Source organism: Anaerocolumna sp. AGMB13020 (genome assembly GCF_033100115.1).
In the GTDB taxonomy this organism is placed as follows: Bacteria; Bacillota; Clostridia; order Lachnospirales; family Lachnospiraceae; genus Anaerocolumna.
In genome coordinates this window covers 3000001-3014774 of record NZ_CP136910.1, presented here as the reverse complement: position 1 = coordinate 3014774, position 14774 = coordinate 3000001, and the positions used below count along the sequence as shown (strand labels likewise).

Sequence of the window (14774 nt, the reverse complement as noted above, 5' to 3'; positions counted from 1 at the left end):
ATTGTTATAGAATTACACGCACTACTTAAGATCTTATTGCTTTATGATTTATATTCTGATATTAATATTAGTTAATAACTTCGCTAAATTCATATTTGATATATCTTGCTTCTTATTTTATTAAAAGATTTTAGTATTTATTGACTTAATACTATATAAACGGTTTTCACTGTATTATCTTCTATCTTAAGAAACTTTAAATAAGAAGCTTATAAAAATGAAACTCTATTACGTCCTATACATTGATTGAAAAGTAATTATTTATATTTATATCCTTAAAAAAGGCGTATCAAAGCAATTTCCTTTAATACGCCCTTTGTCACTATTCTAATTCACTTGTCTTAACTACATCGGTTTTATGCTTATGAGAGTATCCGCCGTATTCTTTTTTGGGTTTGTTTCCGTACTGCGGTTTACCATGATTACTATGGTTGTTATTATACTTGTAATCCCTGGTCTGTGCACTCTTCTTAAGGGTTACCACTACTTTACGGAAAGGCTCTTCACCTTCGCTATGAGTTTCAACGAACTTATCATTTTGTAATACAGAATGGATAATACGTCTCTCATATGGATTCATAGGCTCTAAAGCAACTGGTTTTCTAGTTCTCTTAACCTTAAATGCAATGTTCTTTCCCAGATTCTCCAGAGTCTCTTTTCTTCTTTGTCTGTAATTCTCTGTATCCAGCTTAACTTTAATGTATTTCTCACTGTCTTTATTAAGAACAAGACTTACCAGATACTGAAGTGAATCCAAGGTTTGACCCCTCTTACCTATTAACACTCCCATATCCTCTCCAAGAACATTAATGTCCATAGAAGAGTCTTCTTCATCATATTTAACATCAACTGATGCAGTTATATTCATTGCTTTAAAGACTTTTCCAAGAAAATCTCTTGCAGTATGGTCTGCACCTTGTTTCATTCTTGCTCTAATCTTTGCTGGTTTATTAAATAATCCCAGAAATCCACTGCTTTCCTTTTCAATAACCTCATACTCTATTCGGTCACTTGTAGTCTGCAGTTTCAGAAGAGCTTCTGTGATAGCTTCATCAACTGTCTTAGCCGATATTTCTAACCAATCCATTTACTTTTCCCCCTTATTATCCTTGTTCCTCGACTTTAGAAGATTGGCATTGGCCGATATGCTTCCCGGTTTATAGGAAACATCATTCTTCCCTGAACCCGATTCACTATAATTTTTCTTTACTGAATTAGCATAGCCGGAGGTGGAACTTGTCTGTTCCGGCACCTGTGTCTTTGGTGCGATTGATCTTGTCTGTCTTTTTGCCAGGTCTTCCAGTGTAGCATTTGGATCAAGACCTAATTTAGCCTTTTTCTTGTTGGCTTTCTCAACATTTCTCTGTATAAGTTCATCAATATCTACTTTTTGCATAATACGATTAATGATAAACTGCTGTATAATTGCAAATGCACTACCTGCGATCCAGTAGATACCAATACCAACCGGGAACATAAAACAGAAAACACCGGACATAATAGGCATTACATTATTCATCATACCCATGGAGGCAGCCATAGGGTTCTCTTTATCTACTTGTGTAGGATTAGCAGCCATCATCTGCTTTGTCTGTATGAACTGTAAACCGGCAGCCAGAAAAGGAATAATGATACCAGGGAATTTAAATCCCGGACTATCAAGAATATTCATTGTACCAAACAGGCTGTTAACACTCATAATACTTTCAGAATTTGTTCTGATTATATCTGCAAGAGTAGGGAACTTGTTAATAAGCTCGCTCCAGTGATCAGAATTAAATTTTGCAAGTATATCTATCATATGGTTAATACTTAAGGTATTACTTGCTGCTTCGGTAAAACTCTTGAAATTAACCTGAGAGCCTTCAGCAAAACCCTTCATAATATCAAAATAGTTGCCGTTGTTTATAATTGCTTCACCAATGTTCTTATACCACACATTAATGTCCTGTACATAAGCAGGTATACGATAAATTACCTGATATAATGCAAACATAATGGGAAGCTGTATCAACAGAGGAAGACATCCTGATGTGGGATTTGCACCATATTTTAGGTAAACGGCTTGGGTTTCAGCCTGCATTTTCCTCACAGATGCATCGTCTTTTTTTCCTTTGTACTTCGCATTGATTGCTGTAAGTTCCGGATTCATCTTAGCAGACAGCTTACTAAATTTCTGCTGTTTAATGGTCAGAGGTGTCATCAGGCCTCTTACGATAAATGTAAATAATACAATTACTAATGCTACATTGTGTACTCCAAACAGACTTAGGAATTCATAGATTCCATTCAAAATATATCCTAATAAAGTTGCTATGGGACCCAATATCCCGCTACTCTTCGTTAATACCGCCTCTAACAATTTTTTTCCTCCTTGGATACTCCGAACTTGCAGTAATACTATTAACCAGAATTTTAACTTTATTCCTGATTATAAGCAGCTTCTTCTGCTGCTGTTCATCCGACAATAGGAACTGCTCTTTTTCCTATAATAATTTATAGGCAGCATTCTCCGCTGCCATTATCAGATTACAAAATTCTCTATGTTCCAATAAAATATCACTATCACGGAACCGGATCATAACCTCCTAAATGAAAAGGATGGCATCTTAAAATACGTCTTATTGCAAGATATCCGCCTTTTAATGCTCCATATTTTTCCAGTGCCTGGATAGCATAAGAAGAGCAGGTAGGCGTGTAGATACAACTTGACCTTCCTTTTAAGGGAGAAATAAATTTCCTGTAAAATTTTACAATTCCTATTAAAACTCGCTTCATCACGATTTTGTTGTCTCTTTCAGAATTTTATGCATCTTTGCCAAATGCAACAATGCACTTTTTATTTCCAAGTAGTTTCTACCCTTAGCACCTGCTCTTGCAATAACGATTATGTCTAAACCACTATTAAACATATCCTCGTTTAATCTGTAACTTTCTCTAATTAATCGGGTAATCCTGTGTCTGATTACACTATTGCCGACTTTTTTACTGACTGAAACACCGAGTTTGTTTCTTTCCGTATGATTATCCATCACATACATAATGAGATAGGTATTTGCATAGGACTTCCCGCTTTTGTATACGGTTCTAAAGTTGGCATTCTTTTTCATGGATTCTGATAATTTCAAGATATCACGGCCCTTTCTTTACAATGAATGAAGAGAAGAAAAGGCCACAGTAATGCGACCTATGCTGATAATTTGTGTCTGCCTTTTGCTCTTCTTGAGGATAATACTTTTCTGCCGTTAGCAGTACTCATTCTCGCTCTGAATCCATGAACTTTGGATCTGCTTCTTTTCTTAGGCTGGAATGTCATCTTCATAAGGGGCACCTCCTTTATATATACCAATCATAATGGTAAGCGTATTTATTCTATTTTAATAATTTAAAATATTATGTTTATTATAGCTTTCAAAAGCTTGTACGTCAAGTATTTCTTCTATTCAAATGTCATATACCAATAAGTACCTAATTAGTAAAAGGATATTCAGACCATAAAATGTAATTATTTAGTATTAGTATTTTCCATATATAGTATATTTATTGCAATATTTTTGAAAATAATTTAAAAACAATTTTTTCACACAGAGTTATCCACAAATTGTTGATGAAATGTGGATAACTTTGTGAAATGGTGTGAATATTCCGTGTGCTTTATCAACAAAATCCTTTTTTTATCGGGGGTTGTCCACTGTTAATATCTTGGAATTTTTATTCACAGGAATGTTATCAGACCTAAATCCTATGGGGATATCCCCGCCACATGACCATTTTAATTACATATTAGCATTGAAATATCCACAATTTTGTTATATTATATTAAGAAGAATGTATGAAATTTTATTTTAGGGAGATTAGAGTAATGAACGAAGTACAAGAAAAATGGGAAGAAATACTGGAATATCTTAAAATAGAGCATTGCGTGACCGATGTTTCATTCAAAACATGGCTGCTTCCTTTAAAAGTATATTCCGTAAAAGGTAATTTAATAACCATTTCCATCAATGATAAAATGATCGGCCCTGACAGCAAAAATTTCATCAGCAGAAAGTATGGAATACCTTTAAAAGTCTCAATTATGGAAATCATGAACCGTAATTATGATATAGAATTCATCTTGGAAAGCCAGATTGTTGAAACAAAAGCAGCGGACGATTCAGGTGATGCTTCTAATAAGAATAAAGGCCAGAAAAGCGGAATTACTTTTTTAAATCCCCGTTATACCTTTGATACCTTTGTAGTTGGTGCCAACAATAATCTAGCACATGCTGCTTCCTTAGCTGTAGCGGAATCACCAGCTGAGATATACAATCCTCTCTTTATATATGGAGGCGTTGGACTAGGCAAGACTCACTTAATGCATTCCATTGCACACTATATATTAGAACAGAATCCGAATAGCAAGGTAATGTACGTTACCAGTGAAAAGTTCACCAATGAGCTGATTGAATCCATTCGTAATGTGAATACAACACCAACAGAATTTCGTGAGAAATATAGAAATATCGATGTTCTGCTTATTGACGATATTCAGTTTATTATAGGTAAGGAAAGTACACAGGAAGAGTTTTTCCACACCTTTAACACCCTGCACGAATCTAAAAAACAGATTATAATCTCCAGCGATAAGCCCCCTAAAGATATCCTCACCTTGGAGGAGCGTCTTCGTTCCAGGTTCGAGTGGGGCTTAACCGTAGATATACAGTCCCCCGATTACGAGACCCGAATGGCTATCTTAAAGAAAAAGGAAGAACTTGACGGCCTTCAGATTGATAATGAAGTTATGAAATACATTGCAACCAACGTTAAATCAAATATTCGTGAACTTGAAGGAGCTCTCACAAAGATCGTTGCTCTATCCCGCTTAAAGAAACAGGAGGTTAATGTAACCCTGGCAGAAGAAGCATTAAAGGATCTTATCTCTCCTGATAATAAGAAACAGATTACTCCTGAATTAATCGTTGATGTAATTGCAGAACATTTCAATTTAACTTCTAATGAACTCTATTCCGTTAATAAGAGCAGAAACATTGCTTTTCCAAGGCAGATTGCCATGTACCTATGCAGAAAACTTACTGATTTTTCTTTATCTGATATTGGCAAGATAATGGGTAACCGAGATCATACCACCATATTACATGGTATTGATAAGATCGAGAAGAATATAAAGAAGGATCCCAGTATGCAGAATACTATTGATGTCCTTACAAAAAAGATTAACCCTTAAGAAGGTTTTATTTTTTTCCACAATTGGCTGTTAACAGACTGTGCTTGTCCTGTTAGCAGCCTTGGGATAAGTTTAAAATCTTTTCTTAGGTTAAATTTTTATCCTAAATCCGTTTCAACTTCATTCACAAGGTTATCCTTTTCTGAAATGCAGCTGTTTTATGGTTATTTCAGGCTTATGCACAAACTAACACCCCCTATTACTACTGCTACCAAATTCTAATATATATATTTATATAAAATATCCGGAAGGGAGTTATACACATTTATGAAAATCATCTGTCCCAAGGGAGAACTGCTCAACCGTGTAAACATTGTTCTGAAAGCAGTCCCTGCCAAATCAACCATGCCTATCTTAGAAAGTATCGTAATAGATGTAAAACAAGACACCATTAAGCTTATAGCCAATGATATGGAATTAGGTATTGAAACTATTGCAAAGGGTGAGGTTATTGAGCCAGGTTCGGTAGCTCTTAACTCTAAGATTTTTTCTGAGATCATTCGAAAGCTGCCTGATAATGATGTTACGATTCAGACAAATGACAGCTACTCTACTTTAATAACCTGTGAAAAAGCGAAATTTACCATTTCAGGTTCTTCCAGTGAAGAGTTTCCTTACCTTCCTGAGATTGAAAGAACAGAAGGCATTACATTATCACAGTTTACCTTAAAGGAAATTATCAGACAGACGGTATTCTCCATTGCTGATAATGAAAGCAATAAGATAATGACTGGTGAACTATTTGAAATTAAAGAAGATGAGCTAAAAGTAGTATCTTTGGATGGACATCGTGTATCCATACGAAAAGTAAAGTTAAATCAGAACTACAGTGATATAAAAGTAATTGTTCCCGGTAAGACTTTAAATGAGGTCAGTAAAATATTGTCAGGTGAATTTTCGGATGAAGCTAATATTTATTTCACGGACAAACATATTATCTTTGAATTCGATGACACTATCGTATTATCAAGGCTTATTGAAGGAACCTTCTTTAAGATCGATCAGATGTTATCCAGTGACTATGAGACTAAGGTAACAGTAAACAAGAAAGAACTTTTAAGCTGTATTGACAGAGCAACTCTTTTAGTAAAGGAATCCGATAAGAAACCTATCATCATTAATATTACAGATGGTAATATGGAGCTGAAGATGAACTCATCGATCGGTTCCATGGATGAAGAAATCGACATTACCAAAGAGGGAAAAGATATACTGATTGGCTTTAATCCCAAATTTCTCATTGATGCGTTAAGAGTAATCGATGATGAGGAAGTGGATATATATTTAATCAATTCAAAGGCTCCCTGTTTTATCAGGGATAAGGAAGAAAACTATATCTATCTGGTGCTTCCTGTTAACTTTAATTCAGCGGTACAATAAAATAATTATAAATGGATATCTGGAAAGAGGCGTCATGGAAGTCATAAAATTGAGAGAAGAATTTATTAAACTTGGACAGGCACTCAAAGCTGCGAACCTTGTAGATTCAGGAGTGGATGCTAAATTTGTAATTCAGGATGGGCTGGTAAAGGTCAACGGCAGTACAGAAACCCAGAGAGGAAAGAAGCTCTATGCAGGGGATGAAGTAGAATATCAGAATCAGATCATCCGAATTGAGAAATAATGGAATCGTGGTGTACGCATGTTTATTAAGACGTTAGAACTGAAGGATTACAGAAATTATGAAAGTCTTTCCATGGATTTTTCACAGGGAGTAAATATCTTATACGGTGACAATGCCCAGGGAAAAACCAATATACTGGAATCTTTATATATGTGCGGAACCACCAAATCCCACAGAAACAGTAAAGACAGGGAAGTTATCAGATTTGGTATGGAGGAATCCCATATCCGGGTGGTTCTTGAAAATAAAGGAGTTCCTCATAAAATTGACATACACCTTAAGAAAAATAAGGCAAAAGGTGCAGCCATAGACGGTATTCCTGTTAAAAAATCCAGTGAACTTCTTGGAATTGTAAATTATATATTCTTTTCTCCGGAGGATCTAAGTATTATTAAAAATGGACCCTCTGAGAGAAGACATTTTCTGGACATGGAATTATGCCAGCTTGATAAGGTGTATTTTTATCACCTGTCAAATTATCAGAAAATTATAAATCAGAGGAATAATTTATTAAAACAGATAAGTTTTAACAGGAAATTAATGGATACAATTAGTGTATGGGATGAACAACTGGTATTCCACGGCTTAAAGGTAATGGAAGGCAGAAAGGGATTTATAGAAACACTGAACCCCATTGTGTCAGACATACATAGTAAAATATCCGGCGGCAGGGAGAGCCTCATCATAAAGTATGAGCCTAACACGGAGAGAGACAGCTTTATGGAAAAGCTTAAAAATTCCTTGGAGAGAGATGTAATTCTTAAGGCTACCGGTACGGGTCCTCACAGGGATGACATCAGCTTCTTTAATGGTACCATGGATATACGCAAGTTTGGCTCACAGGGCCAGCAGCGTACCACGGCACTTTCTCTTAAGCTTGCAGAAATTGAAGTAGTAAGACAGATTGCCAAAGACAACCCCATTTTATTGTTAGACGATGTGCTGTCTGAACTTGACAGGAAAAGACAGAACTATCTGCTTAACAGTATTCATGATATACAGACAATTATTACCTGTACCGGCTTGGAAGAAATGGTACAGAACAGAATTCAGTGTGACAGGATATTCCGGGTAACGGAAGGAACCGTAGCCGGAGAAAATTTTGATAATAAAGATTTCATCCAGAAAAAGACAGGAGGCAATGTATGAGTACGGAATATGGTGCAGATCAAATACAGATACTGGAAGGATTGGAAGCAGTAAGGAAAAGGCCGGGTATGTATATTGGCAGTACCTCATCAAAGGGACTGCATCATCTGGTTTATGAGATTGTAGACAATGCAGTGGACGAAGCATTAGCCGGTGTCTGTGACAGGATTGAAGTAATGATCAACAAAGATAATTCAATAACCGTTGTAGATAACGGAAGAGGTATTCCTGTTGGAATTAACCACAAAAAAGGAATACCTGCTGTTGAGGTAGTATTTACTATTCTTCATGCCGGAGGAAAATTCGGCGGTGGAGGATATAAAGTATCAGGAGGACTTCACGGAGTAGGTGCCTCTGTAGTTAATGCGCTTTCAGAGTGGCTGGAAGTAACAGTCTACACTGATGGTAAGATTCACAAACAAAGATTTGAAAGAGGCAAGTCGGTCTATCCCCTAAAGGTAATTGGAGAGACTGACAGAACAGGCTCTACAGTTACTTTTTTACCGGACAAAGAAATTTTTGAAGAGACAGTGTATGATTTTGAAGTACTGAAACAACGTTTAAGAGAAATGGCCTTTCTTACCAAGAATCTTAAGATTGTCCTGATAGACGACAGAGAAGAGACAAAAGTTGAAAAGGAATTTCACTATGCCGGCGGTATAAAGGAATATGTGGAATACTTAAATAAAAACAAAGATCCTCTTTATTCTGAAATTGTTTACTGTGAAGGTACCAAAGAGGAAGTATATGTTGAAGTTGCTATGCAGCACAACAATACTTACACAGAGGGCTGCTACAGTTTTGTTAATAATATTACAACTCCGGAGGGTGGAACTCATCTTGCCGGTTTTAAAAATGCGCTTACAAAAACCTTTAATGATTATGCAAGAAACAATAAATATTTAAAAGACAACGAAACTAACCTGACCGGAGAAGATATCAGAGAAGGTCTGACAGCAATTGTAAGTATAAAGATTCCTGAACCACAGTTTGAGGGACAGACGAAACAGAAGCTTGGTAACAGTGAAGCCAGAGGAGCAGTGGATGGTATCGTCAGTGAACAGCTGACCTACTTCTTAGAGCAGAATCCTTCTGTAGCTAAGATTATTCTGGAGAAAGCTATTCTTGCACAAAGAGCCAGAGATGCAGCAAGAAAAGCCAGGGATCTTACCAGAAGAAAGACAGCACTTGAAGGGATGAGTCTGCCTGGAAAGCTTGCAGACTGTTCTGATAAGGACCCAAAGAACTGTGAAATATACATCGTTGAGGGTAATTCTGCCGGTGGTTCAGCTAAAACAGCAAGATCAAGAGCCACCCAGGCGATTCTTCCTTTACGTGGAAAAATATTAAATGTTGAGAAATCAAGACTTGACAAGATTCTTGTAAACAACGAAATAAAAGCAATGATTACAGCTTTCGGAACAGGTATCTCCGATGATTTTGATATAGCAAGATTAAGATATCATAAGATAATAATTATGACAGATGCGGACGTGGATGGTTCCCACATCAGTACGCTGCTGCTCACCTTTTTCTATCGATTTATGCCGGAGCTGATCAGACAGGGACACGTTTACCTGGCTCAGCCTCCTCTGTATAAAATTGAGAAAAATAAAGTTGTAAGGTATGCTTATGATGATGCAGAGCTGGAACAGATACTGAGGGAAATCGGCCGTGACGGTAACAATAAGATACAGCGCTATAAAGGTTTAGGTGAGATGGATGCAGAACAGCTGTGGGATACTACCATGGATCCTGAAAAAAGAGTTCTTTTAAAAGTGACCATTGATGAAGAAGAATCCTCAGAAATTGATATGACCTTTACAACACTGATGGGAGATAAGGTGGAGCCCAGAAGAGAATTTATTGAGAAAAATGCAAAATACGTAAGAAATCTGGATATTTAGTTCCGTATTTTGTAAGACAAAGCATAGATGGAGGAATATAAATGGATGAGAATATCTTTGACAAAGTCCATGAAGTCGATCTAAAAAAGACCATGGAGACATCATATATCGATTATGCCATGTCCGTTATAGCAGCCCGTGCATTACCGGATGTTAGGGATGGCTTAAAGCCGGTACAAAGAAGAATACTGTATGCTATGATAGAGCTGAACAATGGTCCGGACAAACCTCACCGTAAGTGTGCCCGTATCGTCGGTGATACTATGGGTAAATATCATCCCCATGGAGACAGTTCTATTTACGAAGCCCTGGTAAAGTTGGCACAGGACTTTTCAACCAGATATCCCTTAATTGACGGTCACGGTAACTTTGGATCCGTGGACGGAGATGAAGCAGCGGCTATGCGTTATACCGAGGCAAGATTAAGTAAGATATCTATGGAAGTGTTATCAGATATTAACAAAGACACAGTAAATTTTACACCGAACTTTGATGAGACAGAGAAAGAACCTGCTGTATTGCCTGCCAGATTCCCTAATCTTTTGGTAAACGGAACCTCTGGTATCGCTGTTGGTATGGCTACCAATATTCCGCCTCACAATATACGTGAGATTATTAATGCTGTTGTTAAAATGATTGATAATGACATTGAAGAGGACAGGGATACTTCCATTGAGGAACTGTTACAAATCGTAAAAGGACCGGATTTTCCTACTGGTGCGACTATTTTAGGTACCAGAGGTATCGATGAAGCTTACCGAACCGGAAGAGGAAAAATCAGAGTACGTGCGGTTACAGACATTGAACCAATGGCAAATGGCAAAAACCGAATTGTTGTAACGGAACTTCCTTACATGGTTAATAAGGCAAGGCTTATTGAAAAAATAGCCGAGCTTGTAAAAGATAAAAAAATTGATGGAATTACAGAACTTCGGGATGAATCCGACAGAACCGGTATGCGTATCTGTATCGAGCTGAGAAGAGATGTTAATGCGAATGTTTTGTTAAACCAGTTATATAAACATACACAAATGCAGGATACCTTTGGTGCTATCATGATAGCTTTGGTGGATAATGAGCCCCGGGTACTTAATCTTCATGATATGCTCAAATATTATTTGCTGCATCAGGAAGAAGTTGTAACCAGAAGAACCAAATACGATTTAAACAAAGCAGAAGAAAGAGCCCATATCTTACAGGGTTTATTAATTGCACTGGATAATATTGATGAAGTTATACGAATCATCAGATCCTCTCAGAATACAGCAATTGCAAAAGAGGGCTTAATGCAGAGCTTCCAGTTAACGGAAGTTCAGGCTCAAGCTATCGTAGACATGAGACTTCGTGCTTTAACCGGTTTGGAAAGAGAGCGTCTGGAGAACGAGTTTAAAGAGTTAATGGAGAAAATTGCAGAGTATAAAGCAATCCTTGCAGACAAGAAGAAACTTCTTACAGTCATCAAGGAGGAAATTACAATAATCAGAGATAAGTATGGAGATGAAAGAAGGACGACTATCGGTTTCGATGAAGAGGATTTCTCAACAGAAGATCTGATTCCTACCGAAAATATTGTCCTTGCCATGACACGTTTTGGATATATCAAACGTATGACAGTGGATAATTTTAAGAGTCAGCACCGAGGCGGTAAAGGAATAAAGGGTATGCAGACCATAGAAGAAGACTTTATTGAAGAACTTATTATGACTACTACCCATCACTACATCATGTTCTTTACCAACAAGGGAAGGGTCTACCGGCTGAAAGCTTATGAAATCCCGGAATCCGGAAGAACTGCAAGAGGAACGGCTATTATTAATCTTCTGCAGCTGTTACCGGAAGAAAGAATCACGGCTATAATTCCCTTAAAGGATTACCATAAGAGCAAGTTTTTATTTATGGCAACTAAAAAGGGTATTGTGAAGAAGACACCTATTGTGGAATACGAAAATATCAGAAAAACCGGACTTCAGGCTATCAACTTAAGAGAAGATGATGAGCTTATCGAAGTAAAGGCAACCAACAACCAGAAGGATATTATACTTGTAACCAAACAGGGTCAGTGTATTCGATTTAACGAAAAAGATGTACGTAAGACCGGTCGTACCTCTATGGGTGTTATCGGTATGAACCTGGAGGACAATGACGAAATTATTGGCATGCAGTTAAATACCCAAGGGGATTGTCTGCTCTTCGTATCTGAAAAAGGTATGGGAAAACGCACCGAAATGGATGAGTTTACTGTTCAAAGAAGAGGCGGTAAAGGTGTAAAATGCTATAAGATTACTGATAAAACCGGTTATGTTGTTGGTGTAAAAGCTGTAAATGAAGAAAATGAGATTATGATTATAACAACGGAGGGTATTGTCATAAGGCTTATGGTTAATGGTATTTCAAATCTTGGAAGAATAACTTCAGGTGTTCGATTAATCAATATGGGTCTTGAAAATGATATAACCGTTGCCAGCATAGCAAAAGTGAAAGACAAAAGTTCCGAAGAGGAAGTCATCAAAGAACTGGAGAAAGAACTGGAAGAAGAAAACAGTGAGAGTTTCGGTAAGGATGAGGATTTTGAGGACGATTTAAACAACATGGATGATATTTATGAAGCCCAGGTTGAAAGTGCTGATTTAGATACAGATGATAATGAGATTCAAGATGCTGATCTTGATGAAGAAGAATAATTAACAATTAAGCCTGAAAAAGGGACAGTAGGAATAAGGCTGTTCTTTTTTCAGGCTTTTATACAAATACATCACTCATCATTTACAGAAGTGGAGAAAATTATGCGATTTGTAAATACAGATATAATTACACAAAACGTTAAGGAAATGTGCATTGAAGCTAACTATAGCTTATCTTCCGATGTGAGTAAGGCAATTCACCAGGGAGCGGAGAAGGAAGACAGCGATTTGGGAAAGCAAATTCTTTTACAGTTAAAAGAGAATATGGAAATAGCTGCCGCTGATAGTATTCCAATCTGTCAGGATACTGGTATGGCTATTGTATTTGCTAAGATCGGGCAAAATGTCGTGCTGGAGGGAGAACCTGTAGAGGCTGCCATCAATAATGGTATCAGATTAGGATATCAGGAAGGATATTTAAGAAAATCAGTTGTAGGAGATCCACTTATCAGAGATAACACAAATGATAATACACCGGGAATCATACACTATGAAATCACACCGGGGGATAAGATAGAGTTAACAGTAGCTCCAAAGGGATTTGGTAGTGAGAATATGAGCAGGATTTACATGCTAAAACCATCGGATGGAGTAGAAGGAGTTAAGAAAGCAGTTCTGGAAACTGTTCAGTTAGCAGGCCCAAATGCCTGTCCGCCTATTGTTGTGGGTGTGGGAATCGGTGGAAGTTTTGAGAAAGCGGCCATACTGTCTAAAAAAGCATTGACAAGAAGCCTGGATAAATCATCACCACTTGAGCATATCAAGAAATTAGAAGAAGAACTATTAGCAGAAATCAACGAAACAGGAATAGGGCCTGGAGGATTTGGGGGTAAGGTTACTGCACTTGGAGTAAATATAGAAACCTATCCCACACATATAGCTGGCCTGCCTGTAGCAATTAATATATGCTGCCACGTTAATAGACATATATCAAGAATTATATAAAAAAAATTAATTTTCATCCACAAAAATCCGTAAAAGAGACTGGTTTTGTGGATAAACATTATAAAAAACAGGGTTTTGGTGTAAAGAGCTTTCGAAAGATGAAAATTCTGAAACTCAATCGTAAGAAAACAGACATTATAATTTTATGGTATTCTATAAAATTTACGGAAACAATAAGAGTGAGTGTCCATAACGAAGCATCTATTTTGAAAGGATGTCTGAAAGATAGGTCTTCACCAAATAACGTGTCTGCTGTTATGGGTACATTATAAATAATTAATTTAATAAAGAGTTTTATTTTAACAAATATAGTTACAGTTTAAAAATTTACAAAAATGAGGGAGATGTCATGGAAAAATATATTAATACTCCTCTAACAGAAGTTACAGCAAAAAGTCTGAGAGCAGGAGATTATGTTTACATAACAGGTTTAATTTATAGTGCCAGAGATGCAGCCCATAAAAGAATCTATGAATCTGTAATAGATGGAAAAGAAATACCGTTTCCCATAAAAGATAGTATTGTCTATTATTTAGGTCCGACTCCGGAAAAAGAAAGTCAGGTGATTGGTTCCGCTGGACCGACAACCAGCAGCCGCATGGATAAATATACACCTATGCTTTTACAGAAAGGTATGAAAGGTATGATAGGAAAAGGGAAAAGAAGCAGCGAGGTAATAGAAGCAATTAAAAAAGAGAATGGAGTATACTTTGCAGCAGTAGGAGGAGCAGGAGCTCTTCTGTCAAAAAAAATTAAAAGTTCAAAAATAATAGCCTATGAAGATTTAGGTACTGAAGCAATACGGGAATTGTATGTTGAAAACTTTCCAGTAATTGTAGTTATAGATACCGAAGGAAATAATCTGTATGACACAGCAATAGCAGAGTATAAAAATAAAAGGTAGCACAAGATTTTGTATTTTAGAATAGTAAGAGGGGTTAAGATTTTTAATTTATTAAAAAAACGTGAATATTGTTGGCAAAAATTATGTAGAATATAGACTGCAACACCTTAAAATAAAGGATTTGTAGAAAAGATGCAAAATTGTTTGAAAATTGTTTAAAAAATGATTGACAAAAGATAAGCCTTTTGCTATACTAACTAATGCACCTGAGAGGTAAAATAAGGGTGTGAAATTGGTAACATTAACTGAATATCATATTATTAGTTCAGTATCCGGAGAAATACTCAAGAGGCTGAAGAGGCGCCCCTGCTAAGGGTGTAGGTCGTTTGCGCGGCGC

General features: G+C 36.8%; 13 protein-coding genes and 1 tRNA gene (1 of these 14 running past the window's edge). 9 read left to right on the top strand and 5 right to left on the bottom strand.

The window, feature by feature from the left end:
* Positions 1-322: 322 nt before the first annotated feature.
* The 5 genes from jag to rpmH form a co-directional block, all read right to left on the bottom strand.
* A complete protein-coding gene (gene jag / locus R2R35_RS12250; RefSeq protein WP_317730101.1) occupies positions 323-1087 on the bottom strand; it encodes an RNA-binding cell elongation regulator Jag/EloR in 765 nt (254 codons plus the stop codon).
* A complete protein-coding gene (locus R2R35_RS12245) occupies positions 1088-2362 on the bottom strand; it encodes a YidC/Oxa1 family membrane protein insertase (protein WP_317730100.1) in 1275 nt (424 codons plus the stop codon).
* A 203-nt stretch (positions 2363-2565) separates the two neighbouring features.
* A complete protein-coding gene (yidD, locus tag R2R35_RS12240; protein ID WP_317730099.1) occupies positions 2566-2778 on the bottom strand; it encodes a membrane protein insertion efficiency factor YidD in 213 nt (70 codons plus the stop codon).
* The gene (gene rnpA, locus R2R35_RS12235; protein ID WP_033164196.1) at positions 2778-3128 is read right to left on the bottom strand and encodes a ribonuclease P protein component; all 351 of its coding nucleotides are present in this window, start codon (positions 3126-3128) and stop codon (positions 2778-2780) included. Before rnpA ends, yidD begins: the two co-directional genes overlap by 1 nt.
* A 59-nt stretch (positions 3129-3187) precedes the next feature.
* On the bottom strand, positions 3188-3322 hold the full coding sequence (rpmH, locus tag R2R35_RS12230; RefSeq protein ID WP_033164197.1) for a 50S ribosomal protein L34: 135 nt from the start codon (positions 3320-3322) through the stop codon (positions 3188-3190).
* Between the two features lie 540 nt (positions 3323-3862).
* Here rpmH and dnaA point away from each other — a divergent pair.
* From dnaA to R2R35_RS12185, 9 genes are all read left to right on the top strand, one after another.
* Entirely contained in the window at positions 3863-5227 is a 1365-nt protein-coding gene (gene dnaA, locus R2R35_RS12225; protein WP_317730098.1) for a chromosomal replication initiator protein DnaA, read from the top strand.
* Between the two features lie 267 nt (positions 5228-5494).
* Positions 5495-6607, top strand: a complete 1113-nt coding sequence (dnaN, locus tag R2R35_RS12220; protein WP_317730097.1) for a DNA polymerase III subunit beta — start codon at positions 5495-5497, stop codon at positions 6605-6607.
* A gap of 34 nt (positions 6608-6641) precedes the next feature.
* A complete protein-coding gene (locus R2R35_RS12215; RefSeq protein WP_033164200.1) occupies positions 6642-6851 on the top strand; it encodes an RNA-binding S4 domain-containing protein in 210 nt (69 codons plus the stop codon).
* Between the two features lie 18 nt (positions 6852-6869).
* Complete coding sequence (gene recF / locus R2R35_RS12210) at positions 6870-8000, top strand: DNA replication/repair protein RecF (RefSeq protein WP_317730096.1); 1131 nt, start codon at positions 6870-6872, stop codon at positions 7998-8000.
* The gene (gene gyrB, locus R2R35_RS12205; RefSeq protein WP_317730094.1) at positions 7997-9907 is read left to right on the top strand and encodes a DNA topoisomerase (ATP-hydrolyzing) subunit B; all 1911 of its coding nucleotides are present in this window, start codon (positions 7997-7999) and stop codon (positions 9905-9907) included. Before recF ends, gyrB begins: the two co-directional genes overlap by 4 nt.
* A gap of 41 nt (positions 9908-9948) precedes the next feature.
* Positions 9949-12588: a DNA gyrase subunit A gene (gene gyrA, locus R2R35_RS12200; RefSeq protein ID WP_317730093.1), complete on the top strand. Its 2640-nt coding sequence runs from the start codon at positions 9949-9951 to the stop codon at positions 12586-12588.
* Between the two features lie 102 nt (positions 12589-12690).
* The gene (locus R2R35_RS12195; protein WP_317730092.1) at positions 12691-13533 is read left to right on the top strand and encodes a fumarate hydratase; all 843 of its coding nucleotides are present in this window, start codon (positions 12691-12693) and stop codon (positions 13531-13533) included.
* 349 nt (positions 13534-13882) lie between these two features.
* The gene (locus R2R35_RS12190; protein WP_317730091.1) at positions 13883-14437 is read left to right on the top strand and encodes a Fe-S-containing hydro-lyase; all 555 of its coding nucleotides are present in this window, start codon (positions 13883-13885) and stop codon (positions 14435-14437) included.
* Between the two features lie 274 nt (positions 14438-14711).
* Positions 14712-14774, top strand: a tRNA-Ser gene (locus tag R2R35_RS12185); it runs 25 nt beyond the window's last position.

What these genes read in the sequence shown, in the direction of transcription:
- jag (WP_317730101.1), bottom strand. Translation starts at nt 1,087, where the DNA reads ATGGATTGGTTAGAAATATCGGCTAAGACAGTTGATGAAGCTATCACA.
- yidD (WP_317730099.1), bottom strand. Translation starts at nt 2,778, where the DNA reads ATGAAGCGAGTTTTAATAGGAATTGTAAAATTTTACAGGAAATTTATT.
- rpmH (WP_033164197.1), bottom strand. Translation starts at nt 3,322, where the DNA reads ATGAAGATGACATTCCAGCCTAAGAAAAGAAGCAGATCCAAAGTTCAT.
- dnaA (WP_317730098.1), top strand. Translation starts at nt 3,863, where the DNA reads ATGAACGAAGTACAAGAAAAATGGGAAGAAATACTGGAATATCTTAAA.
- dnaN (WP_317730097.1), top strand. Translation starts at nt 5,495, where the DNA reads ATGAAAATCATCTGTCCCAAGGGAGAACTGCTCAACCGTGTAAACATT.
- R2R35_RS12215 (WP_033164200.1), top strand. Translation starts at nt 6,642, where the DNA reads ATGGAAGTCATAAAATTGAGAGAAGAATTTATTAAACTTGGACAGGCA.
- recF (WP_317730096.1), top strand. Translation starts at nt 6,870, where the DNA reads ATGTTTATTAAGACGTTAGAACTGAAGGATTACAGAAATTATGAAAGT.
- gyrB (WP_317730094.1), top strand. Translation starts at nt 7,997, where the DNA reads ATGAGTACGGAATATGGTGCAGATCAAATACAGATACTGGAAGGATTG.
- gyrA (WP_317730093.1), top strand. Translation starts at nt 9,949, where the DNA reads ATGGATGAGAATATCTTTGACAAAGTCCATGAAGTCGATCTAAAAAAG.
- R2R35_RS12195 (WP_317730092.1), top strand. Translation starts at nt 12,691, where the DNA reads ATGCGATTTGTAAATACAGATATAATTACACAAAACGTTAAGGAAATG.
- R2R35_RS12190 (WP_317730091.1), top strand. Translation starts at nt 13,883, where the DNA reads ATGGAAAAATATATTAATACTCCTCTAACAGAAGTTACAGCAAAAAGT.